The sequence below is a fragment of the Geodermatophilus sp. SYSU D00684 genome, assembly GCF_054050455.1.
On record NZ_JBJGZI010000003.1, the window covers coordinates 97814 to 123555 of the forward strand.

Here is a 25742-nt window from a genome sequence, read left to right on the forward strand (position 1 = left end):
GCGTGGGACCGTTCCCACCCTCGACCGGCGGGACCCGGGGGCACCGGGGCCGCAGGTCCTCCTCCCGCGGGACCTGCGGCACGAGGTGGGCGCGGGGGACGGACGGCACCGGCCGCGGGACCTCCGCCCCTGGGGAGTCCGTCCCCGCCGCACGGAGGCTCCCCCGGTGAGGACCCCGACGCCGGCCGCGGCGGCCCCCACCCGCACGCGGCCCCCCGCGACCGGCTCCGGCTGGGACGGTCCCGGGCCGTGGACCCTGCCGGCGGAGGAGGTCGCCGCCCGCGCCGGCGTCGACCCGGCGACCGGCCTGCCCGACGCGGAGGCGGCGGCGCGGCTGGGCGCCGACGGGCCCAACGAGGTGGCGGCCGAGCCGCCGGTGTCCCTGCTGCGCTCGGTGCTCGCCCAGCTGCGCGACACGCTGATCCTGGTCCTGCTCGCCGCCGCGGTGCTGACCGCGGCCGTCGGCGACCTCGTCGACACGGCGGTCATCGGGCTGGTGGTCGTCGTCAACACCACCCTCGGGGTGGTGCAGGAGCGGCGGGCGCTGCGCGCGGTGGCCGCGCTGTCGGAGCTGGTCGCGCCGTCGGCCCGGGTGGTGCGCGGCGGGCGGGACGTGTGGGTGCCGACCCGGGACCTCGTGCGCGGGGACGTGCTGCGGCTGGCCGCGGGGGACGTCGTCGGCGCCGACGCGCGCCTGCTGCGGAGCACCCGGCTGCAGGTCGACGAGTCCCCGCTGACCGGGGAGTCGCTGCCGGCGGACCGGACCGCCGACGCCGTCTCGCCCGCCGACGCCCCGCTGGGGGACCGGTCGGGGATGGTGCACGCCGGCACGACCGTCGTCCGCGGCACCGGCGAGGCCGTCGTCGTCGCCACGGGGGCGGCGAGCGCGGTCGGCCGGGTCGCCGCCCTCGTCGACCGCCGGTCGCCGCTGACCCCGCTGCAGCGGCGGCTGTCCCGGCTGGGCCGGCAGATCTCGCTGGCGGTGGCCGTCGCCTGCCTGCTGTTCGTGGCCTCGGGGCTGCTCCGCGGCCAGCCGTGGGAGACGACGGTCGTCGCGGCGGTCGCGCTGGCCGTCGCCGCGGTGCCGGAGTCGCTGCCCGCCGTCGTGGCGCTGGCCCTGGCCGGCGGGGCGACGCGCATGAGCCGGCGGGGCGCGGTGGTGCGGTCGCTGCCCGCCGTCGAGACCCTCGGCTCGGTCACCCTGCTGGCCACGGACAAGACCGGCACCCTCACCGCCGGGGCGATGGTGGCCGAGCGGGTCTGGACCCCGGCCGACGGGCCGTGCCCGCTCCCCGGCGGCCCGCTGCCGCGGTCGGTCCGCGCGCTGCTGGAGGCCGCCGCCCTGTGCAACGACGCCGACCCGACCGGCGCCGGTGCGGCGGGCACCGCGGGGACCGCGGACACCGAGACCGCCCTGGTCCGCGCGGCGGTGGCCGCCGGGGTCGACGTCGCGGCGGTCCGCGCGGCGCACCCGCGGCTGGCGGAGGAGCCCTTCGACGCGGTCACCCGCCGGATGACCACCACGCACCGCACGCCCGGCGGCGGGACCACGGTGGTGGTCAAGGGCGCGCCGGAGGCGGTGCTGCCCGGCCTGCCCGGCGCCGCGGCCGCCCACGAGGTGGCGGCGGCGTGGGCGGCGGAGGGCGCCCGGCTGCTGGCGGTCGCGCGGGACGGTGTCCACCTGGGGCTGGTGGCCCTCGCCGACCCGGTCCGCCCGGAGGCGGCGGCCGCGATCGCGTCCTGCCACCGCGCCGGCATCCGCCCCGTGCTGGTGACCGGGGACCACGCCGGCACCGCGGAGGCGGTCGCCCGCGCGGTCGGGCTGGTCGACGACGCCCACCCGGCCGGGACCGCCGTGCTCGCCCGGGTCGAGCCCGAGGGGAAGCTGCGGCACGTCACCGGGTGGCAGGCCGAGGGCCACGTGGTGGCCATGACCGGCGACGGCGTCAACGACGCGCCGGCGCTGCGGGCGGCCGACATCGGCGTCGCCATGGGCCGGCGGGGCACCGAGGTCGCCAAGCAGGCCGCCGACCTCGTGCTCGCCGACGACAGCCTGGCCACGGTCACGGCGGCCGTCGCCGAGGGACGGCGGGTCTACGACGACGTGCGCCGCTTCGTGGGCTTCGGGCTGGCCGGCGGGCTCGGCGAGGTGCTGGTCATGCTGCTCGGCCCGTTCGTCGGCCTCGCGCTGCCGCTGCTGCCGGCCCAGGTGCTGTGGGTCAACCTGCTCACCCACGGCCCGGTCGGGGTGGCCATGGGCAGCGAGCCGGCCGCGCCCGACGTGCTCGCCCGCCCGCCGCGCCGGCCGTCGGCGGGGGTGCTCGACCGGGTGCTGGGCGTCCGGGTGGCCGTCGTCGGGGCGGCGGTGGCGGCGAGCAGCCTGCTGGTGGCCGTGGTCGCGCGCGCCGGCGGTGGCCCGTGGCAGACCGAGCTGTTCGTCTGCCTGACCGCCGGGCAGCTGGCCGTCGCCCTGGTGACGCGGCCGGCCGGGGCCTGGCGGTCCGGCCGCGCGGGCCGCTGGCTGCCGGTGGCGGTCGCGGGCAGCGCGGTGCTGCTGGTGGCGGCCGTGTACGCGCCGCCGCTGCAGCAGCTCCTGGGCACCGAGGCGCTCGCCCTGCCCGAGGTCGCCGCGGCCCTCGCCGGCGCGCTCGTGCCGGTCCTCGCCGTGCTGGGTCTCCGCCTCCTCGGGCGCCGGGACTGACCGCGGGCGGGCACCCCGCCGCGTCACCGGTCCGGCCTCGGGCGGGGCTCAGAACGGTGGCGGGTCTGCGCTCGGGTCGACGGGGTCCGGCCCGGCGGCGTCCGGCGGTGGGTCGGGTTCGGCCGGTGGTGGCCGCATCCCGGATGGCCGGGTCGTCCGGGTGATGCCCGAGGGGGTCGTCACCGTCAGCACCCCATCCGGGGTCATCTGGAAGCGCCACCCCTTGGCGAGGGTCTTGAGGCGGTGGTGGCTGCGGCACAGGCAGCACAGGTTGGCGCAGTTGGTGGGGCCGCCGTGGGCGTGGGGGATGACGTGGTCGGCGTCGGCCCACCCGACGCGCTGGCCGCAGGTGGGGAAGCGGCAGGTGCGGTCGCGGGTGTGCACGAACCGCTGCTGCGGCGCGGAGGGCGCGTAGCGGTCGGTCGGCTCGGGCCGGCCCAGCACCGCGCAGTCACAGTCGGTGTCCGAGTGGTCGGGGCAGCCGCGTCCGGCGAGCCGGCGGAGCTGGTCGAGGGTGGTGGTGGCGCGCAGCGTGCCGTCGTCGTCGACCAGGGCGAGGGTCACCGAGCCACCCCCCGGCACCCGCAGCCCCAGGGCGTCGAGCCGGATGAGCAGTTCGCGGAGGTGGGCGGCGGTGATCGGCAGCCCGTTGACCTGGCCGGCTTCCTGGGAGCGGCCGGTCAGGGCGCTGAGGGTGGCGATGACCTGCAGATGGGCCGTCACTGATGGCCGGCCGGTCTCCCACGGGCGCTGCAGCAGGTCGGCGTAGACCAGGGTGCGCAGCTGCCCGATCGGGCGGGGATCCCCGTCGGCCTTCAGCATCCGGGCCAGCGCATCGACGACGGCGTAGCCGGCGGCGGCGACGTCGGCGGGCAGGTCGGCGGCGAGGGTGGCCATGCCGTCGAACGGGCAGTCGTAGAGCCGCACGTCGGCGTGCCGTTCGGCCTGCGTGCGGCGGCCGTCGATGGCGTCGGCGTCGGCCTCCTGCAGCAGTGCCAGCGCGCGGGCCTTCAATCTGCGCACGGTCAGGTCGGTGGCCTCCGGCAGGAGCTGGGACTCCAGGCGGCGGGCGGTGGCCGCGGTGGTGTGCTCGAGCACGTCGACCAGCGCCTTGGCACGCGCCTCGTCCAGCGTGCCGGCGGCCAGCGCCGCCCAGGTCGCGGGCAGGTGGCTGCGGTAGGTCCAGGCGCGGTGCGCCAGGTGGGAGGCGGTGCCGCGGCCGGTGTTCAGGATCAGCGCGAGCTCGGCGGTGAAGAACTCCGACACCCCGGGCAGCTCGGGATCCGGCGCCCACGAACCACCCCTCGCACCGGGCGTGCCGGGTGCGAGGTCGCCGTCATCGGGGGAGTCGTCGGCCAGGCCGAGCACGAGTTCGGCCTTGTACGCGGCGGTCATCGCCTCCATCGCCGCGACGCGCGCCAGTTCGGCGGCCTTCTGCTCCCGCGACAGCAGCGCCACCGGCAGCCGGGGGATCGACACCGGCCGCTGGAGCAGCCAGCCGGCGAGCGCGCGCTCGACCGGCGAGACGTAGCCGGCGACCTCCTCCACACCCCGCACGCTACGACCGGGGTACGACAGTTCCCGCAGGTCAGACGCGTCGGAGGAGAATCGTGTCCGCCGGTCAGCCCGGGCCGGGGGACCAGGTCCAGTCGCGCACCTCGGGCAGGTCCTCGAGCGCCTCGACGACGTACTCGCGGTGCCGGCGCAGCTGCTCGTGGCACAGCCGGGCGAGCGTGTCGCCGCCCTCGGGCACCCGGCGCGAGCGGCGCAGCGCCTCGAGCACGAGGTCGTAGCGGCTCATGCGGTTGAGCACGACCATGTCGAACGGCGTCGTCGTGGTGCCGTGCTCGGTGAAGCCGCGGACGTGGAACCGGTCGATGTCGGGCCGGCCGTGCAGCAGCGGGTGGATCGCCCGCGGGTGGCCGTGGAAGGCGACGACGACGTCGACGGTGTCGGTGAACAGGTCGGCGAACCGCTGGGAGGTGAGGGCCGCGGGGTGCTCGCCGGGCGGGAGCAGGCCGAGCAGGTCCACCACGTTCACCACGCGCACCCGCAGGTGCGGCACGTGCTCGCGCAGCAGCTGGGCGGCGGCCAGGACCTCCTGCGTCGGCACGTCACCGATGGCGCAGAGGACGACGTCGGGCAGGTCGGTGCGGGCCCGGTCGGGCTCCTCGGTGCCGGCCCACTCCCACACCGCGCCGCCGGCGGAGACGAGCGTCCGCGCCTGCTCCAGGTCGAGGTACTGCAGGTGCCGCTGCTTGTCGACGACGACCAGGTTCACCCGGTTCCGGCTGGTCAGGCACTCCTCGGCGACGACCAGCGTGCTGTTGGCGTCCGGCGGGAACCAGATGCGGGTGACCTCGGGCGCCAGCGGCGCGACGGTGTCGATGAGGCCGGGCCCCTGGTGGGAGAAGCCGTTGTGGTCGTTGCGCCACGTCGTGCTGGTCAGCAGCACGTTGAGCGAGGGCACCGGCGGGCGGCCGGGCTCCAGCGCCGACTGCTGCAGCCACTTCGCGTGCTGCACGACCATCGAGGCGCTGACCATCGCGAACGCCTCGTAGGTCGCGAACAGGCCGTGCCGCCCGGTCAGCGTGTAGCCCTCCAGCCAGCCCTCGCACAGGTGCTCGCTGAGCACCTCCATGACCCGCCCGTGCGGGCCCAGCGCCTCGTCGCCGGGCAGCACCGGCAGCTGGGTGCAGCGCTCGGTGACCTCGAGGACGGCGCCCAGCCGGTTGCTCACCGTCTCGTCGGGCGAGAACAGCCGGAAGTCGCCGCCGCCGTCGGCCCGGGCGGTGCGGACGAACAGATCCCGCAGGTACGTGCCGAGCGGGCGGGTCGTCTCGTGGTGCAGCACGCCGGGGGAGGGGACGGGCAGCGCGTGGTCGGCGAGGGCGGGCAGCGGCAGCGGCCGGACCCGGAACCGCGGCCCGCCGGCGCGCGGCGAGGCGGAGATCCGCAGGTCCCCGGGCGGGGTCAGCGCGGCGAGCTCGGGCACCAGCCGGCCGTCGGCGTCGAAGTCCTCGTCGGCGCGGTAGGACCGCAGCCACGCCTCCAGCTGGGCGAGGTGCTCGGCGTTGTCCCGCACGCCGGCCAGCGGCACCTGGTGGGAGCGCCACGTGCCCTCGACCGGCACGCCGTCGACCGCGCGCGGCCCGGTCCAGCCCTTGGGGGTCCGCAGGACGACGGCCGGCCAGCGCGGCGTCCCCTGCTCCTGCCCGGAGCGGGCGGCGTCCTGGACCGCGCGGATGCGGGCGTGCGCGTCGGCCAGGGCGGCGTCGAGGTCGGCGAAGACGCGGGCCGGGTCGTCCCCGGCGACGACGACCGGGTCCCAGCCCTGGCTGCGCAGGTAGCCGCACACGTCCTCGTCGGACGAGCGGCCGAGGACGGTCGGCCCGGAGATCTTGTAGCCGTTGACGTGCAGCACCGGCAGCACGGCGCCGTCGCGGCGCGGGTCGAGGAAGGCCGGCAGCCGCCAGGACGCCGCCAGCGGCCCGGTCTCGGCCTCGCCGTCGCCGATCACGCAGGCCACCAGCAGGTCGGGGTCGTCGAAGGCGGCGCCGGCGGCGTGCAGCAGCGCGTACCCCAGCTCCCCGCCCTCGTGGATGCTGCCCGGGATGTGCGGCCCGGCGTGGCTGCTCACCCCGCCGGGCGTGGAGAACTGCCGCACCAGCCGGGTGAGCCCGGCGAGGTCCCGCGACACCTCGGGGTGGACCTCGCTGTAGGTGCCGTCGAGGTAGGCGCCGGCGAGCACGGCCGGGCCGCCGTGCCCGGGGCCGGTGACCACCAGGACCTGCTGCCCGGTGCGCCGGATCAGCCGGTTGAGCAGCGCGTGCAGCATGGTCAGGCCCGGGCTCGTGCCCCAGTGGCCCAGCAGCCGCGGCTTGACGTGCTCGGGCCGCAGCGGCTCGCGCAGCAGCGGGTTGGCCCGCAGGTAGATCTGCGCGGCGGTCAGGTGGTTGGCCGCCGCCCACCAGCGCAGGTCGAGGGCCAGGTCCTCCGCGGAGGCGGGAGCCGGGGTGTCGAGCGCGGTCATGGGGAGCCTCTCCGGAGGGACGCGGGTCCCCCCGATCCTCGGGACCGCCGGCCGACGGCGCGGGGGACCTAGGTCCCGACTCCGGGTGCCCTTCGCTCCGACCCGCCCCGGTCCGCGCCTCCCTAGCGTCGGCCTCCTGCACCCGGCGTCCGGACGCCGGCAGGACGACGAGGAGCGGACCGTGACGACCAGACTGCGCCGGCTGCCCGGGCTGGTCGCGGCCCTCGCCGCCGTGACCGCCGCGACCGGGCTGGTCCGGCGCCCCACCGGGGAACCGGTGCGGGTGGTCACCCCGCGGGGGCAGCCCGCCGAGCTGGCGGGCAGCGGGCTGTACGCCCACGACACCGTCTTCACCGCGGCCGGCAACACCGCCGTCGACGCCGTCGTGCTGGCGTTCGGGGTGCCGCTGGTGCTCACCGCCTGGTTCGAGCACCGGAAGGGGTCGCCGCGGGGGTCCCTCCTGCTCACCGGCGCCCTCGGCTTCCTGCTCTACGTCTACGCCAACTACGCCCTGGGCGTCGCCTACAACCCCCTGTTCCTGGCCTACGTGACGCTGGTGGCGACGGGGCTGGCCGGCTTCCTGTCCGCCCTCGCGGGCACCGACCGGGTGGCGCTGCGCGCGCTGGCCGCGGACCCCCGGGTGCCGCACCGCGCCCTGTCGCGGTTCCTGCTGACCGCGGCCGCGGTGACCGCCGTCGTCTGGACTTCGCCGCTGGTGACCGCGCTGCTGACCGGCGGGCCGCCGGAGCTGCTCGACGTCTACACGACGCCGGTGACCTCCGCGCTCGACCTGGCGGTCGTCGCGCCGGCCGCGGCGCTGGCCGGCCTGCTGGTCCGCCGCCGCGACCCGCGCGGCCACCTGCTGGCCGTCCCCCTGCTGGTGCTGATCGTGCTGCTGCTGCCCACGATCGCGCTGAGCACCGCCCTGCAGGCCGCGGCCGGGGTCGCCTTCACCCCGCCGCAGGTCGTCGGCCCGATCGCGGGCTTCGGCGTCCTCGGCGCCGTCGGGGCGTGGCTGCTCACCCGGCTGCTGCGGGCCGTGCCCGCCGCCCGTCCCGTCCCCCCGAGCGAGGTGCCGCATGAGCACGTCCACGTCTGACCGGCCGCGCACGACGGCCCGGCCGCCGTCCGCCTTCACCCGGCGGGTCGCCGCCGCGGGCCTGCGCGCCGGGCCGGTGGATCCCGCGCCGGTGACCGAGGACGACCTCGCCGGCCTGCCGTCCGCCGCGGTCCGCTACCTGGAGGCGATGGGCGTGCTCGGCCGGCCGCGCCCCCGGTCGTTGCGGGCCCACTTCACCGGCAGGTTCCGGCTGCGGCCCGGGGGGTCGTGGATGCCCGCCGACTCGTGGCAGGTCAACACGGCGGCCGAGGTGGCGCGCCTCTACCGGATGCGGCTGCTGGTCGGCGGTGTCCTGCCGATGTGGGGCTGGGACACCTATCGCGCGGGCCACGGGCGGATGCTCGGCAAGGCGCTCGGCCTGGTGACCGTGGCCGACGGGTCGGGGCCGGCGTTCGACGCCGGGGAGCTCGTCACCTGGCTGAACGACGCCGTCCTGCTGGCCCCGGCGATGCTGCTGCACCCCCGCACCGGGTGGGAGGACCGCGGCGAGGACCGGTTCGCCGTCTCGGTGACCGACGCCGGGCGCACCGTCAGCGCGGTGGTGGCCCTCGACGGCTCGGGCCGGCCCCTGGACTTCTGGACCGGGGACCGCTGGGCGGACCTGCCCGGCGGTCCGGTGCGGACGCCGTGGAGCACCCCGGTGGCCGGGTGGACGGTCCGGGGCGGCCGGCCCGCCCCGACCGCGGTCTCGGCCGTCTGGCACCTGCCCGAGGGGGACGACCGCTACGGCGAGATGGCCCTCGCCGACCTCGACCTCGATCTCCTGCCGGGGAGGTGAGGGCCGTGCTGCGCGGCCTCCTGCTGGCCGCCGCCGGGGCCGCCGGCCTGGACCACGTGCACCGCCACCGCGACTGGGGTGCCAGGCCCGGCGAGGTGGCCGGCGTCCTGCCCGGCGACGAGCTCGTCCCGGAGCCGGCCGAGCAGACCACCCTGGGGGTGTCCGTCGCCGCGCCCGCCGAGGAGGTCTGGGCGTGGCTGGTCCAGATGGGGCAGGGCCGCGGCGGCATGTACAGCTACGACTGGCTCGAGAACCTGGTCGGCCTGGACATCCACAGCGCCGACGAGGTCCGCGAGGAGTGGCAGCACCTCGCCGTCGGCGACCGGGTCGTCGTCGTCCCCGAGGGCTGGGGGCCGCTGCGGGACGGCTACGCCTTCCGGGTGGCGCGGGTCGACCCGCCGCGGGCGCTGGTGCTGCGCCAGGCGCCGCCGGAGCACCCCTGGGACGGCGTGTGGTCCTTCCACGTGGTGCGGGAGGCGGCGGGCGGCTGCCGGCTGCTGGCCCGGTCCCGCACGGTGGTCGACCCCCGGCTGGGCGCCCGGCTCGCCGGGCGGGTGATGGAGCCGGTGACACTGGTGATGACCCGGCGGATGCTGCACGGCATCCGCGACCGGGCCGAGCGCCGCTCGCACCGTCCCGTCGCGGCACTGCCCGCCGGGGAGGGCACGGCTGCGCCGTGACGACGCCCCGGGGGCGCCGCAAGCCCCTCACCTGCCTGGTGGGCCTGCACGACTGGACGCGCCGCCACCCGCCCGACGAGCGCTCCGAGGGCCCTGACCAGCAGGTGTGCCGTCGCTGCGGCCGCCTGAGGGGCCCGTGGGACGTGCCGCCGGCCGCCTTCGGCCCACCCGGGAGCGGCGGCACGGTCTGAGCCCCGGGCGCCTCAGCGGCCGAGCCAGACGCGGGCGGCGCGCACGCCGCAGGCGTCGGTGAGCAGGTGCGGCAGCACGACGCCGCGCAGGCCGCCGGTCCGCCACGCGACGGCGGTCGAGACGGCGCCGACCACCCCGGCGCCGGCGAGGAAGGGCAGCCGTCCCCGGGCGGAGGGGTGGACCAGCTGGGGTGCCAGGTGCCAGAGGGTGAAGCCGGCCAGCGGCCACAGGGCACCGCGGACGACGTCGTCCCGGACGACGCCCAGGAACGTCCCCCGCCACAGCAGCTCCTCGCCGATGGCGTTGACCGTCGCCGTCGTGACCATGACCGCCGCCACCTCCCGGTCGACGAGGTGCCGGTGCGGCCACAGCTCGGCGCCCACCGCACCGGCCACGGGGACCGCGAGGAGGGCGACGCCGAGCGGTCCGGGACGCCGGCCGCTGCGCAGGGCACGGACGGCGCCACGGGGGCCGAGCACCCAGAGCGGGAAGGCGCCGCACCAGCCGATCCAGTACACGGCGAACCCGGCGGCGTAGGCCGCGCGCGGCGGCAGCCGGCGGCGCAGGACCGAGAAGACGGCCGCCATCGTCGACGGCACCGCCACCGGCACCGCCAGCGTGGCGGTGCGGCGCAGCGCCTGCCCCGTCCTCACCGGGGGTCCGGGTGGTGCCCGGCCTCCGCCCGGTCGCGGATGCCGCGCAGCATCCGCCGCATCATCGGGAAGTCGCCCAGCTCCATGAGCAGGACGCCGACGACGGTGTCCGGCCGGTGCCAGTCGTAGCGGGTCCGCAACCGGGTCACCAGGCGCGTGCGCCCGCCCTCCAGCGGGACCAGCCGCCAGGACCAGGTGCTCGTCGGCGTCCGCCAGAGCATCTCCCGGGGAGCGTCGAACGACTCGACGACGAACGCCGTCCGCTCGGTGGGGCGCGGCGACATCGGCAGCCACAGGCCCCGGTGCAGGTCCTGCAGCTCCGGCACGACCTGCCGCGCGCTCGGGTGGCCGAGGTGGTCGAGGAGGTCGTCGGCGTACCAGCCGGCGCGCAGGCACCCGACCTGCACCAGCCAGGGCCACACCTCCTCCGGCGGCGCGGCGACGGTGATGGCCCGCGTGCAGCGGTACTGCGCCCGGGGCTCCAGGTCGTCCCCGGGCATCGGCGCGGCCACCTCCGCCGCGGTGGCGCCCCAGTGCCGGTGCCACGGGCGCAGCAGGGGAGCGGCGACGAAGAGGGGCAGGTCGGTGACGACGTCGCGCACCTCCCGGGCCAGGTCGGCGGCGGTCGGCCGGGAGGGACGCGGGCGAGGGGGCAGCAGCGAGGTCACGCGGCCAGCGTCGACCGCTGCCGCCGCCGCGGTCAGGGCCCGTCGGCGTCGTCCGGCAGGGCCGGTGGACCCGGCCGGGACGAAGGTCCCCGGACGCGGGGACGTCGGCCCGCGGCCTCCCGCGGGCGGACGGCGCAGGGTCGGAACGGGCCCGGCGCGTGACCGGGCAGGGAGCGGAGGCGGACCGGTGACGACACAGCAGGGGACCAGCGACGCGACGAGGCCGGGCCGCGTGGTCGTCGGCGTGGACGGCTCGCCGGGGGCGCGCACCGCGCTCGGCTGGGGCCTGGCGGTGGCCGCCCGCACCGGGGCGCGGCTCGAGGTGGCCAGCGCCTACCCGGTCGACTTCTACTGGACCGACCCGTTCCTGCTCGACACCCGGCGGCTGGACGCCATCCGCACGGACACCGAGGAGCGGGCCCGCGCGCTGGTGGAGGAGGTCCGCCGCGACCCGGCCGTGGCGGCCGTGCCCGGCACCGCCGAGGTGCAGGCCGACGTCGTGGTGGCCGCGGGTGCGCCGTCCGAGCACCTGGTCGCCCTGGCGGAGGGCGCGGACCTCCTCGTGCTCGGCAGCCGCGGCCGGGGCGGCGTCCGCAGCACGCTGCTGGGCTCGGTGGCCCTGCACTGCGTCGCCCACGCGCCGTGCCCGGTCGTCGTCGTGCACCCGGGCGCGGTCGAGCCCCCGCCGCGCGTCGTCGTCGGCGTGGACGACTCGGCGACGTCCCGTGCCGCCCTCGCCCGCGCCGCGGAGGAGGCCGGGCGCCTCGGCGCGCGGCTCGAGGTGGTCGCCGCCTACCAGCCGGCGGCCTACTGGAGCGACCTGTACGCGATCACCGCGCCGCCGGTCTCCGAGACCGAGGAGCACGCCCGCGGCCGTGTCACGGCGTTCGTCGCCGACGTGCTCGGGTCGGTGGCGGGCACCGACATCCGGGTGGTGCAGGGGTCCCCGGGGGACGCGTTGGTGCAGCACGCGGACGGCGCCGCGCTGCTCGTCGTCGGCAGCCGCAGCCGCAGCCGGGTCGCCGGGATGGTCCTCGGCTCGGTGGCCCTGCACTGCGCGGTGCACGCGCCCTGCCCGGTCATGGTGGTGCACCCCGAGCCGGTCCCGCAGCGGGCGGCCGTCACGGAGCCCGCCGTCACGGGGGCGGTGCCGGAGCCGTCGGTCTGACCGTCGTCGCCCGTGCCCTTGGTCCCACCGTCCCCGGGGCCTTGCGCCCCTCCGCCTCCCCGGCCCGGGGGTGCAGGGTCCGGGGCGGATCCGTGCGACGGAGGGAGCAGCCATGCAGACGCGAGAGATGACGCGGGTGCGCCGAGGGGTGGTCGGTGGGCAGGCGGCCCGCGGACGCCGGGCCGGTCGCTACGCGGCCCGCGGACGCCGGGCCGGCGGGCGGGCGGCCCGTGGGCGCGTGATCGGCCCCGTGGCGGTGCGGGCCTTGGCGGTGCGCGCGCTGGCGGTCGGCGCGGTGGCCCTCGGCTCGGCGGCGGTGGGTGGCCTCGCGGTCGGCTCGCTCACCGTGGGACGCCTGGCCGCGGGACGGGTGGCCGTGGCGCGCACGGACCTGCGCACCGTGCGCGTGGCGCGGCTCGAGATCGACGAGTTCGTGGTCGGCCGCACCTCGGGACTGCCGACGACGCCGGGCGCGGCCGAGGCGAGCCCGGTCGAGGCGGACGCGGCCGGCAACGGCGCCGGACGGCTCGCGACCTGACCCCGCTCGCAGCCGGGGCGCGCAGGCACGACCGTCCCGGGCGTCGGCTCACCTCGTCCGGTGGTGAGCCGACGCCCCGCGGACGGGTGTCTCAGAACGGCGGCGGGTCGTCGCCCGGGCCGGGCGGTGGTGGTGCCGTGTCGGGTGGCGGGTCGGGTTCCGCCGGTGGCGGGCTCATCCCGGGTGGCCGGGTCGTCCTGGTGATCCCCGAGGGCGTGGTGACGGTGAGGGTGCCGTCGGCGGTCATGTGGAAGCGCCAGCCGCGGGCGAAGGTCTTCACGCGGTGGTGGCTGCGGCACAGGCAGCAGAGGTTGGCGCAGTCGGTGGGGCCGCCGTGGGCGTGGGGGATGACGTGGTCGGCGTCGGCCCACCCGACGCGCTGACCACAGGTGGGGAACCGGCAGGTGCGGTCGCGGGTGTGCACGAACCGCTGCTGCGGCGCGGAGGGCGCGTAGCTCTCCGTCTCGGCCGGCCGGTCGAGCACCGCGCACTCGCAGTCGTCGCCGGCGCCAGCCGACTGCTCGACGTCAGCGTCGGCCGGGTGGTCGGGGCAGCCGCGGCCGGCCAGGCGGCGGAGCTGGTCGAGGGTGGTGGTGGCGCGGAGGGTGCCGTCGTCGTCGACCAGGGCGAGGGTCACTGATCCGCCCTCCGGAACGCGCAGGCCCAGGGCGTCGAGCCGGATGAGCAGTTCGCGGAGGTGGGCGGCGGTGATCGGCAACCCGTTCACCGCACCGGCCTCGGCGCTGCGCCCGGCCAGCGCGCTGAGGGTGGCGATGACCTGCAGGTGCGCGGTGACCGGCGGGTGGCCGGTCTCCCACGGGCGCTGCAGCAGATCGGCGTAGACCAGGGTGCGCAGCTGCCCGATCGGGCGGGGGTCGCCGTCGGCCTTGAGCATCCGGGCGAGGGCGTCGACGACGGCGTGGCAGGCGGCGGCGACGTCGGCCGGGAGGTCGGCGGCGAGGGTGGCCATGCCGTCGAACGGGCCGTCGAACAGCCGCACGTCGGCGTGCCGTTCGGCCTGCGTGCGGCGGGCGTCGATGGCGTCGGCGTCGGCGGCATGCAGCAGCGCCAGCGCCTTCTTCTTCAGCTTGCCGACCGTCAGGCTCGTGGCCTCGGGCAGCAGCCGCGCCTCGATCATCCGGGCGGTCACCGGGCCGGTGTGCTCGAGCACGTCGACCAGCGCCCTGGCACGCGCCTCGTCGAGGGTGCCGGCGGCCAGCGCCGCCCACGTCGCGGGCAGGTGCGAGCGGTAGGTCCAGGCGCGGTGCGCCAGGTGCGAGGCGGTGCCGCGGCCGACGTTGAGGACCACCGCGAGCTCGGCGGTGAAGAACTCGGAGACCCCGGGTAGTTCGGGATCCGGCTGCCAGGTCCCGGAGCGGGCGCCGGGGCTGCCCCATGCGGGGTCGTCGTCATCGGGGGAGTCGTCGGCCAGGCCGAGCACGAGTTCGGCCTTGTACGCGGCGGTCATCGCCTCCATGGCCGCGACGCGCGCCAGCTCGGCGGCCTTCTGCTCCCGCGACAGCAGCGCCACCGGCAGCCGGGGGATCGACACCGGCCGCTGGAGCAGCCAGCCGGCGAGCGCGCGCTCCAGCGGCGACACGTCCCCGGCGACCTCCTGCACACCCCGCACGCTACGACCGGGGTACGACAGTTCCCGCAGGTCAGCGGCGTCAGGTCGCTGACGGTCCGGCCGGTCAGACCGACGCGCGGACGGTGGCCGGGTGGGAGCGCCGGTCCATCGCGACCCCGACGGCGGAGGGGATCCAGACGGTCAGCGACCGGGTGACGAGGACGGCGGCGCACGCGGCGGCCACGGACGTCCCGAGCGCGCCGAGCACCAGGAGCAGCATGGCCTCGGGCGCGCCGGGCAGGGCGGACGGGGGCAGCGCGATCCACACCAGGCGGAGGACGGCGTAGCCGCCGGCGACGGCGAGCACGGGCACCCCGCCGCCGGCCGCCTCGACCGCGGCCGAGAGGACCGCGGCCTCGAGCGCGACGGCGAGCGCGACCCAGCCCAGGATGGCCGCCTGCTGCTGCCGCGGGACCGGGCGGCGCGCAGCGGCGGGCGGGACCGGCTCGTCGGTGCCGCGACGGGCCGTCAGCTGTCCGGCACCCGCCAGCACCCAGGCGGCCAGGCCGGCGGCGGCCGCGGGGAGGACGGCGGACGGGGACCGCCAGTCCGGGATCGAGCCGTCCACGGCGGCGAGGGCGACGATCGCGGCCGCCGCGACGGCCGCCCCGATCAGACCGGCCAGCGCGAACCGCACGGTCGCCGCGTGTGCGGTCGCCGGCAGCAGCCCGGCCCGCTCGAACAGCCGGGCGCGGGCGCGCCGCTCGCCTTCCCGGCCGTGGACCAGTCCCACGTTCCGGGCGACCAGCGTGACGACGAGCGCCCGGCCCACCGACACCCGCCGGTCGGCGGCCCGGGCGACGGCGGTCGCGCGGGCCAGGGCCGCCGCGGCGGCCAGCAGCACGGCCCCGCCCAGCCACCGCCACCCCTGGGCCCCCACGCTGTCGACCGTGGCGGCGACCCCGGCGACGACCACCGGTCCGGCGAACGCGACCGCGCAGCCGAGGGTCACCAGCACCCGCGCCACCGTTCCCGCGGGCGGGAACACCGGGCGGTCGGGGTCCGGGAGGTCCAGCCGGGCGTGGACGGCGGCCCGCAGGGCGGCCAGGCGGGACGGCTCGGCGCGCAGCCGCTCCCGGGTCTCCGACGACAGCGCCAGCGGCGTCAGCGACGGCAGCGCCGCCGCGACGGCCGGCTCCCCGAGGACGTCGACCGCCGCGGCCACCAGCGCAACCGGGTCGCAGGAAGTCGCGGGCGCGGCAACCAGCGAGGCCAGCAGCTCGGCGACGTCGACGGCCTCCTCGTCGTCGGTGGCGCCGGTCCGGGCGTTGCCGAAGTCGACCAGCCACGGCCGGCCCGCCGGGTCGACCAGCACGCTGGCGGCCACGAGGTCGCGGTGCGCCACGTTCGCGGCGTGCATCCGGGCCACCTCGCTCCACACCTCGCGCAGCAGGCCGGGGGTCCGCTCCGCCGGGTCCAGCTCGTCGAGCGGGCGGCCCTCGACGTACTCCTGCACGACGACGGCGTCCCCGGACCCGCCGCGGGCCAGCAGCACCGACGGCACCCGCACACCGCGCCGCTCGACGGTCAGGGCGGCCACCGCCTCGTGTTCCGCCTGGTGCCCCAGCGGGGCCAGCGCGTCGGCGTCCTTCACGTCGCCGACGGCGAACACCCGCCACATCCGGTGCAGCCGGTCGCGCTCGTGCCGGTCGGGCTCGAGGTACTTCACGTACAGCCGCCGGCCGCCGTCGTCGACCGCCGTGAACGGCTGCGAGCTGCGCGCCCGCACCGCGGCCGGCACCACCTCGGTGACCGGCAGCCCGAAGCGCCGCAGCACGGCCTCGACCCGGCCGGGCGGCACCTCCCGCGACGGCACCCCGAACACCCAGTGCACGAGCGAGCCGATCGCCCAGCCCAGCGCCACGCCCCCGACGACGTCGAGGGGCAGGTGGGCGCCCACGTACACGCGGGCGAGCGCGACCGACCACGCCAGCGCCCACGCGACGCGGCGTCCCCGCCGCGTCAGGTACGGGGCGGCGGCGGTGGCGAGGGCCGCGGCGACGGCCGAGTGGCCGGAGACGAAGCCCGCCCCGCCGATCGGGCCCTCGTGCAGCACCGAACCGACCGGCAGGCCCGCGGGCCGCTCCCGGCCGACCAGCGACTTCACGAGGTCGGCCGACACGTAGGCGAGCAGGCCGGACAGCAGAAGGTCGCGCGCCGCCCGGAAGCGGCGGGTCAGGGCGGCGACGAGCGCGAGCGCCGGGACGGCGAGCACGTTGCCCAGCTGCATGACCACCCAGACGGCCGGCAGGATGCCGGCCGGGAGGTCGTTGAACAGCCGGAACAGGTCCCGCTCGAGGGCGGACAGCTGGCCTCTCTGGGCGATCAGCACGCCGGTACCCAGGACTACCAGGCCGAGCGCCACGCGGACCAGGTCGGTCGTCAGGCGCTCCGGGCGTGCTCGCCCGCCGGCGGCGGGACGGCGGGGAGCGGAGGCGGTCGCCTTGTCGAGCGCGGTGCGGACGGTCACCAGGCCAGTGCAGCCCGGACGCGCGCAGCCGGGCAGGGTCCTCCGGCCCTGCCGGTCGTGCCGCCGGGCCCACGCGCAGCAGGGACCTGGGACGCGAGCCTGGACCGGTGATCGAGACCACACGGGGGGCAGCTGTGCTCGAGGGGCACCGGCGGGCGGGACCGCACGCCGACCCGGCCGTCCGGCCCCGGCGACCGTCCTGGCCGGCCGGCCCCGGCCGACGGCGTCCCTCGGGCCGGGAGCGGCTCCCGCGCGAGGTGCCGGCCGCGGTCTGGGGGTGGACGGCGACCCTGGTCGTCGCGGCCGCACTGCTGGTCCTCGCCGACCGGCCCGGCGGCCTCCTGGGGCTGGACCGGGCCGTCGCCGACCTCGCGGGCCCGCCGGAGGTCCACGTGGGGGCCGCCGAGCTCGCGCATCTCGGCGCGGTGCTCGGCTACCGCGTCCTGTGGGTGCCCGCGGTCGCGGTGCTGGTGTGGACGGCGCGGTGGCGGCACCTGCTCGTGTACGCGGCCACGATCTCGGTCGTCGCCGCCGTGGCGCAGCTCGCCGTCGGGGAGGGCGTGCTCGTGCGGGCCGTCCGCGACGAGGTCATCGGGACCCCCGACGCCGTCGAGCTCTCCGCCTGGCCGGTCCTGGTCCTCGCCACGGTGTCGGTGGCGACCCTGTACGTGCTGGCGCCGCCGGGCCGGGCCCGCCGGTGGGGCTGGCTCGCCGTCGTGGCCCTGCTGATGACGGCCGTCGTGCCGCGCGTCGCCCTGGGCCTGGAGGGCCCCTCCGTCGCCGTCCCCGCGGCGCTCGTCGGCGCCTCGGCCGCGGCGCTGGTGTGCACGGTCCTCGCGCCCGAGGACGCGTTCCCCGTGACCTGGCACCGCCGCGTGGCCGCCCACCTCGCGCTCGACGGGGACCGCGCCGCCCGGATCCGCGCCGCCGTGCTCGACCAGCTCGGGGTGGAGGTGACCGCCGTCGAGCCGTTCCGCCTCGACGGGTCGGCCGGGTCCACCCCGTGCCGGCTCGTGACCCCCGCGGGGACGCCCCTGTTCGGGAAGCTCTACTCGGCGACCCACCTGCGGTCGGACCGCTGGTACAAGGTGCTGCGCGTGCTCCGGTACGGCCGGCTGGAGGACGAGGCGCCGTTCGCGTCGGTGCGCCGGCTGGTCGAGCACGAGGACTACCTGCTGCGGCTGCTCCGCGACGGCGGCGTCCGGGTGCCGGCGCCGATGGGCGTGGTCGAGGTGCTGCCCGGCCGCGAGTACCTGCTGGTGACCGAGCTCGTGCCGCGCACCGTCGAGATCCGCCGCTCGCGGGTGGACGACACCGTCGTCGACGACCTGCTGCGCCAGGTGCGGATGCTGTGGTCGGCCGGCGCGGCGCACCGGGACCTCAAGCCCTCCAACGTCCTCGTCCAGGACGAGGCGCGGGTGGTGCTGGTCGACGTCTCCTTCGGGGAGCTGCGGCCCAGCCGCTGGCGGCAGGCCGCCGACCTCGGCAACGCGCTGCTCACCTGCGCGCTGGTCGCGGGCCCCGAGCGGGTGCTCGCCCGCGCCCGCCTGCAGTTCACCGACGAGGAGCTGGCCGAGGCGATGGCCGCGACCTCGTCGCTCACCCTGCCCACGCAGCTGCGGCGGCTGCTGGCCGCCGACGGCCGGGACCTGGTCGGGCGCCTCCGCGACCTGCTGCCGCCGCACCCGCGGATCCGGGTGCAGCGGTGGAGCGCCCGGCGCGTCCTGCTGGCGCTGGCGACCGGCGGCGGGGCGGTGCTCACCCTGGTGCTGGCCGCGCTCAACCTGCGGGCGGGGGGCCTGCTGTGACCGCCCCCCCGGCCGCCCGGGCGGAGGTCGCCCACCCCACGGCGGCGACCGGCCTGACCGGCGCCCAGGTGGCCGAGCGGGTGGCGGCCGGCCGGGTCAACGCGGTCACGACGCGGACCAGCCGCACCGTGGGCCAGATCGTCCGGGCCAACGTGTTCACGTTCTTCAACGGCCTGCTCGCCACGCTGTGGGTGCTGACGCTGCTGACCGGGCGCTGGCAGAACGCCCTGTTCGGCGGGGTCGTGGTGGTCAACTCGGTCATCGGGATCGTGCAGGAGCTGCGCGCCAAGCGGACCCTCGACCGGCTGGCCGTGCTGCAGACGCCGCGCGCCCGTCCGGTCCGCGACGGGGCCGAGCGCGAGGTCCCGGTGGCCGAGGTGGTCCTCGACGACCTGCTCGTCCTGCGGGCCGGCGACCAGGTGCCGGTCGACGCCGTCGTGCGGGTGGCCCGCGGGCTCGCCGTCGACGAGTCGCTGCTCACCGGCGAGGCCGACGCCGTCCCCAAGGAGGCCGGCGACCCGGTGCTGTCCGGCTCGATCGTGGTGGCCGGCAGCGGCCGCGCGCAGGCCACCGCGGTCGGCGACGACTCCTACGCGGCCCGGCTGGCCGCCCAGGCGAAGGCGTTCACCCGGACCCGCTCGGAGCTGGTCGAGGGGACGACGCGGCTGCTGCGCTGGATCGCCCTCGGCCTGCTCGTGGTCGGCCCGGCGGTGCTGTGGAGCCAGTTCCGGACCGACGAGAACGCCGACTGGCGCGACGCCGTCACCGGCACGGTCGGCGCGCTGGTCGGCATGATCCCCGAGGGCCTGGTCCTGCTCACCACGCTGGCCTTCCTCCTCGGCGCCGCCGGCCTGGCCCGCAGGCGGACCCTCGTGCGGGAGCTGCCCGCCGTCGAGGGACTGGCCCGGGTCGACGTCGTGTGCCTGGACAAGACCGGGACGCTCACGTACGGCGACGTCGGCTTCGACCGGCTGGAGGAGCTGGCGCCCGGCCCGCCCGCCGCACCCGCGCTCGCGCTGCTGGCCGCCTCGGACGGCGGCAACGCCACCGCCCGGGCGCTGGCCGCGGCGTTCCCCGACGCCGCCGGGGAGCGGGCGGCCGACGCCGTGCCGTTCGACTCGGCGCGCAAGTGGTCGGCGGTGCGCACCGCGGCCGGCACCACCTGGGTGCTCGGGGCGCCCGAGCTGGTCCTGCCGGTCCCCGCGGGGCCGGCGCAGGCCGCGGCGCGGGACCGCGCCGACGCGCTGGCCGCCGAGGGGCGGCGGGTGCTGCTTCTGGCCTGCACGCCGGCGCCGTGGACCGTCCGCGCCGGGGTGCCGGGGCTGCCCGCCGGGCTGGTCCCGGTGACGCTGGTGCTGCTCGCCGAGCGGCTCCGCGAGGACGCGCCGGACGTGCTGCGCTACTTCGCCGAGCAGGGCGTGGCGCTGAAGGTGCTCTCCGGCGACAACCCGCGCACCGTCGGTGCGGTCGCCGCCGCGGTCGGCCTCCCCGGGGTGTCCGGCGCGGCGGACGCCGTGGACGCCCGCACGCTGCCCGAGGACCCCGACGCGCTCGCCGACGTCCTCGAGTCGGCGTCCGTCGTCGGCCGGGTGACCCCGCACCAGAAGCGGGCCGTGGTGCAGGCGCTGCAGCGGCGCGGGCACGTGGTGGCCATGACCGGCGACGGCGTCAACGACGCCCTGGCGCTCAAGGACGCCGACGTCGGGGTGGCGATGGGCAACGGCTCCCCGGCCACCCGCGCGGTCGCCCAGCTGGTGCTGCTCGACGGCCGGTTCGCGGCCCTGCCGCAGGCCGTCGCCGAGGGGCGCCGGGTGATCGCGAACATCGAGCGGGCGGCCAACCTGTTCCTGGTCAAGAACGTGTACAGCCTGGTGCTGTCGCTGGTCACGGTGGTGACGCTGGTCGCCTACCCGCTGGCGCCGGTGCAGCTGACGCTGGTCTCGGCGGTGACGATCGGCGCGCCCGGCCTCGTGCTCGCCCTCGCCCCCAACCGGCGCCGCTACCGGCCGGGCTTCCTGCGCCGCGTGCTCGCCTTCTCCGTGCCGGCGGGCGTGGTCACCGGCGGGGTCACCTACGCCGCGTACGCGCTGACCCGGCAGCTGCAGCCGGACGGCGGGGTGCCCGCGGCCCGGACGGCGGCGCTGCTCACGGTGCTCGTCGTCGCGTTGTGGACGGTGCTCGTCCTCGCCCGGCCGCTCACCCCCGGACGGGTGGCCCTGCTGGCCGGGATGGCCGCGGTGGTCGTGCTCGTGCTGGCCGTGCCGGTGCTGCGCGAGGACGTGCTGCTGCTGGACCTCACCGCGACCACGCTCCTGCTCGGTGCGGGGCTCGGCGCCCTGGGGGCGCTGCTGGTGGAGCTGGTGTCGCGGACGCCGGGGGCACGGCTGCCGCGGGCGGCGACGGAGGAGCGGGCGACGGGACAGCGGCGGTGAGCGCGCCGCGTGCACGTCCGCGGAGACGCACCGGGCAGGACCGCGGAGGTGCACGGGGCACCTCCGCGGATCTGCCCGGCGGGGTCCCGGTCAGGACCAGGGGGCGTCGAGCGGGTCGATGGTGTCGTCCACGGGGCGGCGCCCGGTCGGGGGGACCGGGTCGGCGCTGACCGGCGCCCAGCCCAGCCGCACGAGGGCCTGCGGCATCCCGGGCGCCTCGGGGGAGACGCCGGCGCACAGCGCGGCCAGCCGCGCCCGGGTGCCCGGGACCTCGAGCGGCTGGCTCACCGGGTCGGTGGCCAGGCCGATCGCGGTCGCGGTGAGGAGCACCGCGCTGAGCGCCTCGCCCGCCCGCAGCTCGTCGGCCGGGCCGTCCCCGGGAGTGGTGAGGACGGCGAGGACGGTGCCGTCGGACTCGTCCCTGCCGAGCTGGTTCTCACCGAGCGCGCCGCCGGCGAAGTCCCGCACCGGGACGACCGCCTCCGGTCCGCCGGCGCCGGCGTGCACCGGGACGTTGGCCGCCGGGACGCCCTCCACCGCGCCGCGGGACCGCCCGGTCCAGGCGGCGACCTCCTGCGCCAGGCCCGGCGTGAGCGACTGCTCCACGGCCGCCTCCTCGACCAGCCGCACCACCTGCGCCTGGGCGCGGGGGCCGAGGACGGCCAGCCGGGCTCCCTCCTCGGCCGCGGCGCGCGCGAGGTCGGCGAGCAGCTCGGCCGGGACGGGCCAGGTGGAGAAGACGCGCCGGTCGCTGCGGCGGTGCTCGATCGCCTGCGCGAGGACGAGGTCGTCGGGGCGCGGTTCGGCGGGGGACACCTCGACCGCGGCGAGGTGCGCCAGGTGCGCGGGGTCGGGGAGCCGGTGAACGCGCGAGGACAGGCCGGCGGCCCGCAGGGCCACGCGGAGGTGGTGCAGCGCGGCTCCGCAGCCGATCAGCAGGTCCCGGCTCTGCGGGTCGGTGGCCGGCAGCCAGCGGGACGGGTCGGCGAACAGGTGGACCGACGTGCGCCCGATCCGCCAGCGCCAGGGCTGGGTGTTGTGCAGCGACGGCGCGCGGTTGGCCAGCGCGAGGGCCGCGCGGGCGGTGGTGCGGTCGAGCACGAACGGGGTCACGGCTCCTCCTGGGTGGCGGCGGGGACGGTCGGGGGGTGGGGCGCCGGCAGGCGCCGCCGGGTCCCGGCGAGGTCGCCGGCCACCTGGCGGGCCCAGCCGTCGATCGCCGCCCAGTCGCGGTTGTCACCGGGGCGCTGGCCGACCGCGCGGTAGAACAGCCGGCCCCACAGGGGGACGCCGCGGGTCTGCACCACGCCGGCGAACAGGCGGTGCGACCAGGGGCGGAGACCGGGGGGGAGGTCCCGCTCGAGCCGGGCCGCCTCCTGCCGGGCGAGCCACCGGGTCACGCGGCCGCGGGGGTCGATGCCCGCGACGCTGAACAGCCAGACCGGCGGTGCGTCGTCCGCCGCGGCGAGCCGGGCGAGCAGGTCGCGGGCACCGGCCAGCCAGCGCATCGAGTGCACGGCGCTGCCGACGACCGCGGCGTTGTACCCCGAGGGGTCGACCTCCTGACCGGCCGGCCGCAGGTCCACGACGTACCCGGCGTCGGTCAGCCGCGCGGCCACCCGCTCGGCCACACCGCGCGTGGAGCCGGCGGCGGTGGCGTAGCCGACCAGGACCCGGAGGGGGATGTCGTCCATGCACCGACGCTCGCGCCACCGGCCGGGCGGCGGTGAGGGCCGGACGTCCCCGCCCGGCGGGCCGGAGGTCGCCGCCGGGCGGAGGACCCGCAGGCCGGGACCTCCGACCCTGAGCACCGGGTGGTCCCGAGGCCCTAGCCTCGGACGGCGACAGCGACGGGCGGGACGAGGGGACACCGGTGGACACGGACACGCAGCAGGCGCCGATCGGGGTCTTCCTCCTCGACGACCACGAGGTGGTGCGCCGCGGCGTCGCCGACGTCCTGGAGAGCGACCCCGGCATCCGGGTCGTCGGGGAGGCGAAGAACGCCTCCGAGGCCCTGGCCCGCGTGCCCGCGCTCAAGCCGGACGTCGCGGTGCTCGACGTCCGGCTGCCCGACGGCGACGGCGTCTCGGTGTGCCGCGAGCTCCGCAGCCGGATGCCGGAGCTGCGGGTGATCATGCTGACCAGCTACAGCGACGACGAGGCGCTGTTCGAGGCGATCATGGCCGGCGCCTCGGGCTACCTGCTCAAGCAGATCCTCGGCGCCGACCTGGTCAGCGCGGTGCGCACGGTCGCCGCCGGCGGCTCGCTGCTCGACCCCGCGGCCACCACAGCGGTGCTCGAGCGGATGCGGCGGGCCGCGGAGCCGGCCGGGCCGCTGGCCCGGCTCAGCGAGCAGGAGCGCACGGTGCTGGAGCTCATCGGCGAGGGGCTCACCAACCGGCAGATCGGCGAGCGGATGTTCCTGGCCGAGAAGACGGTCAAGAACTACGTGTCCCACCTGCTGGCCAAGCTGGGGCTCGAGCGGCGCACCCAGGCCGCGGTCCTGGCGACCGAGCTGCGCGGCGGGGTCCCCCGCCAGAACTGACCGGTCAGGACAGCGGCGCCCACCACCGCAGCCGGGTCCCGCCGTCCGCGACCGCGCCGACCTCGAGGCCGCCGCCGCGCGCGGCCGCCCGCTGCTCCAGGTTGCGCAGCCCGCTGCGCGCCGCGCGGGCGTCGATGCCCCGGCCGTCGTCGACCACCTCGAGCACCAGCCCGTCGCCGGCGTCGACGGTCACGGTCACGTGCCGGGCGCCCGAGTGCCGGGCGGCGTTGCTCACCGCCTCCCGGACGACGGCCACGACGTCGGTGGCCAGGTCGCCGGTGACGAGGGTGTCGACCGCGCCGGAGGTGCGCACGGTGGTCTCCAGGTCGCCCGCCGTGTCGGCGACCGTGTCGAGCACGCGCCGGCGGAGGCCGTCGTCGGCCTGGTCGACGGTGTGCAGGTCGAAGATGCTGGTCCGGATGTCGCGGACGGTCTCGTCGAGCTGCCCGACGACGTCCCGGATCCGGCGCTGCGCCTGTGGGTCGGGGATCCGGGGCAGGACCGACTGCAGGCTCAGCCCGGCCGCGAAGACCCGCTGGATGACGTGGTCGTGCAGGTCCCGCGCGATGCGGTCCCGGTCCTCGTAGACGTCGAGCTGGCGGGCCACGCGCTGCTGGGCGGCCAGGTCCAGGGCCACGGCGGCCTGGTCGGCGAAGGCGCTGACCAGGGGGATCACCGCCGGGTCGAAGGAGGGCCTGCCGGCCCGCCGGGCGGCGATGATGACCACCGACTCGGTGTGCGTCCCGCGCAGCGGCACCGCCAGGCAGGGGCCCCAGTCGACGTGCGCGTTGGGCCCCTCGTAGGCCAGTCCCGTCATGTCGAGGGTCACGATCCCGCCGCCGTCGTCCTCGACGGCCTGCAGCACCGGGCTGTCGCACAGGGGCAGCGTCGTCCCGGTCAGGTCGGTGAGCCCCTCGCCGACCTGGACCCGGACCTCGTAGCAGCTCCGGGTGTCCGGGCCGACCATGATCCAGGCGGCGTCGGCGCCGGTGAGGGCGGCCACCCGGTCGGCGACGAGGGACAGCGCGCGCCCGGTCGAGTCGGGGTCGAGCAGGGCGGCCCGGACGTCGGAGAGCGCGGTGGCCCAGCGGCGGCGCTCCTCGGCCTCCTCGTAGAGCCGCGCGTTGTCCACGGCGACGCCCGCCGCGCCCGCGAGCGCGGTCAGCACGGCCTCGTCCTCGGCGGTGAACTCCCCGTGCCGCTTCTCGGTCATGTACAGGTTGCCGAAGACCGTGCCGCGCACGAGCACGGGCACCCCGAGGAAGGTGTGCATCTCCGGGTGGCCCGGGGGGAAGCCGACCGAGGCCGGGTGCCTGCCCAGGTCGGCGATCCGCAGCGGGTACGGCTCGGTGATCAGCTGCCCGAGCACGCCCTTGCCCTCGGGCAGGGAGCCCAGCGCGGCCGCCGTCTCGTCGTCGATGCCGACGTGGATGAACGCCGCCAGGCCGCCCTGCGGTGCCAGGACGCCCAGGGCGCCGTAGCGGGCGTCGACCAGGTCGGTGGCGCTCTCGACGATCCGCCGCAGCGTCGTCTCCAGGTCCAGCCCGGAGGAGACGGACAGGAAGGCGTCGAGCAGCTGCTGGACGCGGGCCTGGCTGCGGGCGACCGCGGTCAGGCGGTCCTGCACCTCGTCGATGAGCTCGGTCAGCCGCATGCCCGCCAGCGACGGGGTGCCGGAGGGGTCGTGGACGGATCGGGGGTCGGGGCCGGTCCTGGGCCCGGGCACGGTCATCTCGGGGCTCCCCCCTCGGGCGGAACGGGGCCGTCCCTGGAGCCTGGCACGGAACGCCCCGGAGGAGTAGGCACCCGGGGCGCCGTCCCCGTTCTCCTCCACCGTGGTCACGCGGAGCGTCGCGGCGCCGTGGCCCGTGCGGTCGTCCGCCAGCCGCGCAGGACGCCGACCTGCAGCACGACGTAGCAGTGCCCGTCCCCCGGGGTCGGGGGTACCGGCCAGGCGAGGGCGTCGAGGGTCAGGAGGGCCCCGGGGTCGGTCACCGTCCGGGCGGGGCCCACGACGGTGACGGCCCACCCGTCCCGCTCGTCGGGGTCGTCGACGCCGAGGGCGACGACGGCGCCGCCGGCCGGCGGCAGGTGGTCGCTGTCCTCGCGGGCGGCGATCACGACCCGGTCCCGGTCGAGCGCGAAGCGCACGGGGGAGACCGCCGGCAGCGCGTCCCGGGTGAAGCCCAGGTGCCCGCGGGAGGTGGTGCCGAGCAACCGCCGGCACTCCTCGTCGGTCAGCACGGTGCGCATGACATGCACGTCGTCCACGTCCGTCCCCGTCCGGCGTCCCCGGTCGGCGCCGACCCGGGTGCGCCCGCACGGG

Annotated in this window: 19 protein-coding genes; 9 read left to right on the forward strand and 10 right to left on the reverse strand. The window is 77.8% G+C overall.

Annotation, left to right across the window (positions count from 1 at the left end; genetic code table 11):
- Window positions 1-166: 166 nt before the first annotated feature.
- Window positions 167-2701, forward strand: coding sequence for a cation-translocating P-type ATPase (locus ACI79L_RS02970; RefSeq protein WP_456935338.1), 2535 nt, complete (start codon window positions 167-169; stop codon window positions 2699-2701).
- Window positions 2702-2749: 48 nt separating this feature from the next.
- On the opposite strand, the gene ACI79L_RS02975 is transcribed toward ACI79L_RS02970, so the two are convergent.
- The gene (locus ACI79L_RS02975) at window positions 2750-4249 is read right to left on the reverse strand and encodes a DUF222 domain-containing protein (protein WP_456935339.1); all 1500 of its coding nucleotides are present in this window, start codon (window positions 4247-4249) and stop codon (window positions 2750-2752) included.
- Between the two features lie 73 nt (window positions 4250-4322).
- Window positions 4323-6734, reverse strand: a complete 2412-nt coding sequence (locus ACI79L_RS02980) for a phosphoketolase family protein (protein ID WP_456935340.1) — start codon at window positions 6732-6734, stop codon at window positions 4323-4325.
- A gap of 181 nt (window positions 6735-6915) precedes the next feature.
- Here ACI79L_RS02980 and ACI79L_RS02985 point away from each other — a divergent pair, with 181 nt between their 5' ends.
- The 3 genes from ACI79L_RS02985 to ACI79L_RS02995 are packed head-to-tail and all read left to right on the forward strand — an operon-like array spanning window position 6916 to window position 9312.
- The gene (locus ACI79L_RS02985; protein WP_456935341.1) at window positions 6916-7833 is read left to right on the forward strand and encodes a hypothetical protein; all 918 of its coding nucleotides are present in this window, start codon (window positions 6916-6918) and stop codon (window positions 7831-7833) included.
- A complete protein-coding gene (locus ACI79L_RS02990; RefSeq protein WP_456935342.1) occupies window positions 7814-8632 on the forward strand; it encodes a DUF6544 family protein in 819 nt (272 codons plus the stop codon). The genes ACI79L_RS02985 and ACI79L_RS02990 overlap by 20 nt, the downstream gene beginning before the upstream one ends.
- A gap of 5 nt (window positions 8633-8637) precedes the next feature.
- Window positions 8638-9312 (forward strand): hypothetical protein, encoded by a 675-nt coding sequence (locus ACI79L_RS02995; protein ID WP_456935343.1) that lies wholly within the window; start codon window positions 8638-8640, stop codon window positions 9310-9312.
- 203 nt (window positions 9313-9515) lie between these two features.
- Here ACI79L_RS02995 and ACI79L_RS03000 read toward each other — a convergent pair whose 3' ends face one another.
- The gene (locus tag ACI79L_RS03000; RefSeq protein ID WP_456935344.1) at window positions 9516-10157 is read right to left on the reverse strand and encodes a CPBP family intramembrane glutamic endopeptidase; all 642 of its coding nucleotides are present in this window, start codon (window positions 10155-10157) and stop codon (window positions 9516-9518) included.
- A complete protein-coding gene (locus ACI79L_RS03005) occupies window positions 10154-10825 on the reverse strand; it encodes an SRPBCC family protein (protein WP_456935345.1) in 672 nt (223 codons plus the stop codon). Before ACI79L_RS03005 ends, ACI79L_RS03000 begins: the two co-directional genes overlap by 4 nt.
- A gap of 187 nt (window positions 10826-11012) precedes the next feature.
- Here ACI79L_RS03005 and ACI79L_RS03010 point away from each other — a divergent pair, with 187 nt between their 5' ends.
- On the forward strand, window positions 11013-11993 hold the full coding sequence (locus ACI79L_RS03010) for a universal stress protein (protein WP_456935346.1): 981 nt from the start codon (window positions 11013-11015) through the stop codon (window positions 11991-11993).
- Window positions 11994-12231: 238 nt separating this feature from the next.
- Complete coding sequence (locus ACI79L_RS03015) at window positions 12232-12531, forward strand: hypothetical protein (protein WP_456935347.1); 300 nt, start codon at window positions 12232-12234, stop codon at window positions 12529-12531.
- 91 nt (window positions 12532-12622) lie between these two features.
- Here ACI79L_RS03015 and ACI79L_RS03020 read toward each other — a convergent pair whose 3' ends face one another.
- Window positions 12623-14152, reverse strand: coding sequence for a DUF222 domain-containing protein (locus ACI79L_RS03020; RefSeq protein ID WP_456935348.1), 1530 nt, complete (start codon window positions 14150-14152; stop codon window positions 12623-12625).
- 73 nt (window positions 14153-14225) lie between these two features.
- Entirely contained in the window at window positions 14226-16631 is a 2406-nt protein-coding gene (locus ACI79L_RS03025; protein WP_456935349.1) for a phosphatase PAP2 family protein, read from the reverse strand.
- A 257-nt stretch (window positions 16632-16888) separates the two neighbouring features.
- Here ACI79L_RS03025 and ACI79L_RS03030 point away from each other — a divergent pair, with 257 nt between their 5' ends.
- Window positions 16889-18439, forward strand: coding sequence for an RIO1 family regulatory kinase/ATPase domain-containing protein (locus ACI79L_RS03030; protein WP_456935350.1), 1551 nt, complete (start codon window positions 16889-16891; stop codon window positions 18437-18439).
- Window positions 18436-20871, forward strand: coding sequence for an HAD-IC family P-type ATPase (locus ACI79L_RS03035; protein WP_456935351.1), 2436 nt, complete (start codon window positions 18436-18438; stop codon window positions 20869-20871). Before ACI79L_RS03030 ends, ACI79L_RS03035 begins: the two co-directional genes overlap by 4 nt.
- 90 nt (window positions 20872-20961) lie before the next feature.
- Here ACI79L_RS03035 and ACI79L_RS03040 read toward each other — a convergent pair whose 3' ends face one another.
- Both ACI79L_RS03040 and ACI79L_RS03045 read right to left on the reverse strand, forming a co-directional pair.
- Entirely contained in the window at window positions 20962-21984 is a 1023-nt protein-coding gene (locus ACI79L_RS03040) for an Acg family FMN-binding oxidoreductase (protein WP_456935352.1), read from the reverse strand.
- Window positions 21981-22565: a flavodoxin domain-containing protein gene (locus ACI79L_RS03045; RefSeq protein WP_456935353.1), complete on the reverse strand. Its 585-nt coding sequence runs from the start codon at window positions 22563-22565 to the stop codon at window positions 21981-21983. Before ACI79L_RS03045 ends, ACI79L_RS03040 begins: the two co-directional genes overlap by 4 nt.
- A gap of 179 nt (window positions 22566-22744) precedes the next feature.
- On the opposite strand from ACI79L_RS03045, the gene ACI79L_RS03050 reads away from it, so the two are divergent.
- Window positions 22745-23416 carry a response regulator gene (locus tag ACI79L_RS03050; RefSeq protein WP_456935354.1) on the forward strand — a complete coding sequence of 224 codons (672 nt, stop codon included), beginning with the start codon at window positions 22745-22747 and terminating at the stop codon, window positions 23414-23416.
- A 4-nt stretch (window positions 23417-23420) separates the two neighbouring features.
- Here ACI79L_RS03050 and ACI79L_RS03055 read toward each other — a convergent pair whose 3' ends face one another.
- Complete coding sequence (locus tag ACI79L_RS03055) at window positions 23421-25148, reverse strand: GAF domain-containing protein (RefSeq protein ID WP_456935355.1); 1728 nt, start codon at window positions 25146-25148, stop codon at window positions 23421-23423.
- A 107-nt stretch (window positions 25149-25255) separates the two neighbouring features.
- On the reverse strand, window positions 25256-25669 hold the full coding sequence (locus tag ACI79L_RS03060; protein WP_456935356.1) for a pyridoxamine 5'-phosphate oxidase family protein: 414 nt from the start codon (window positions 25667-25669) through the stop codon (window positions 25256-25258).
- Window positions 25670-25742 lie beyond the last annotated feature (73 nt).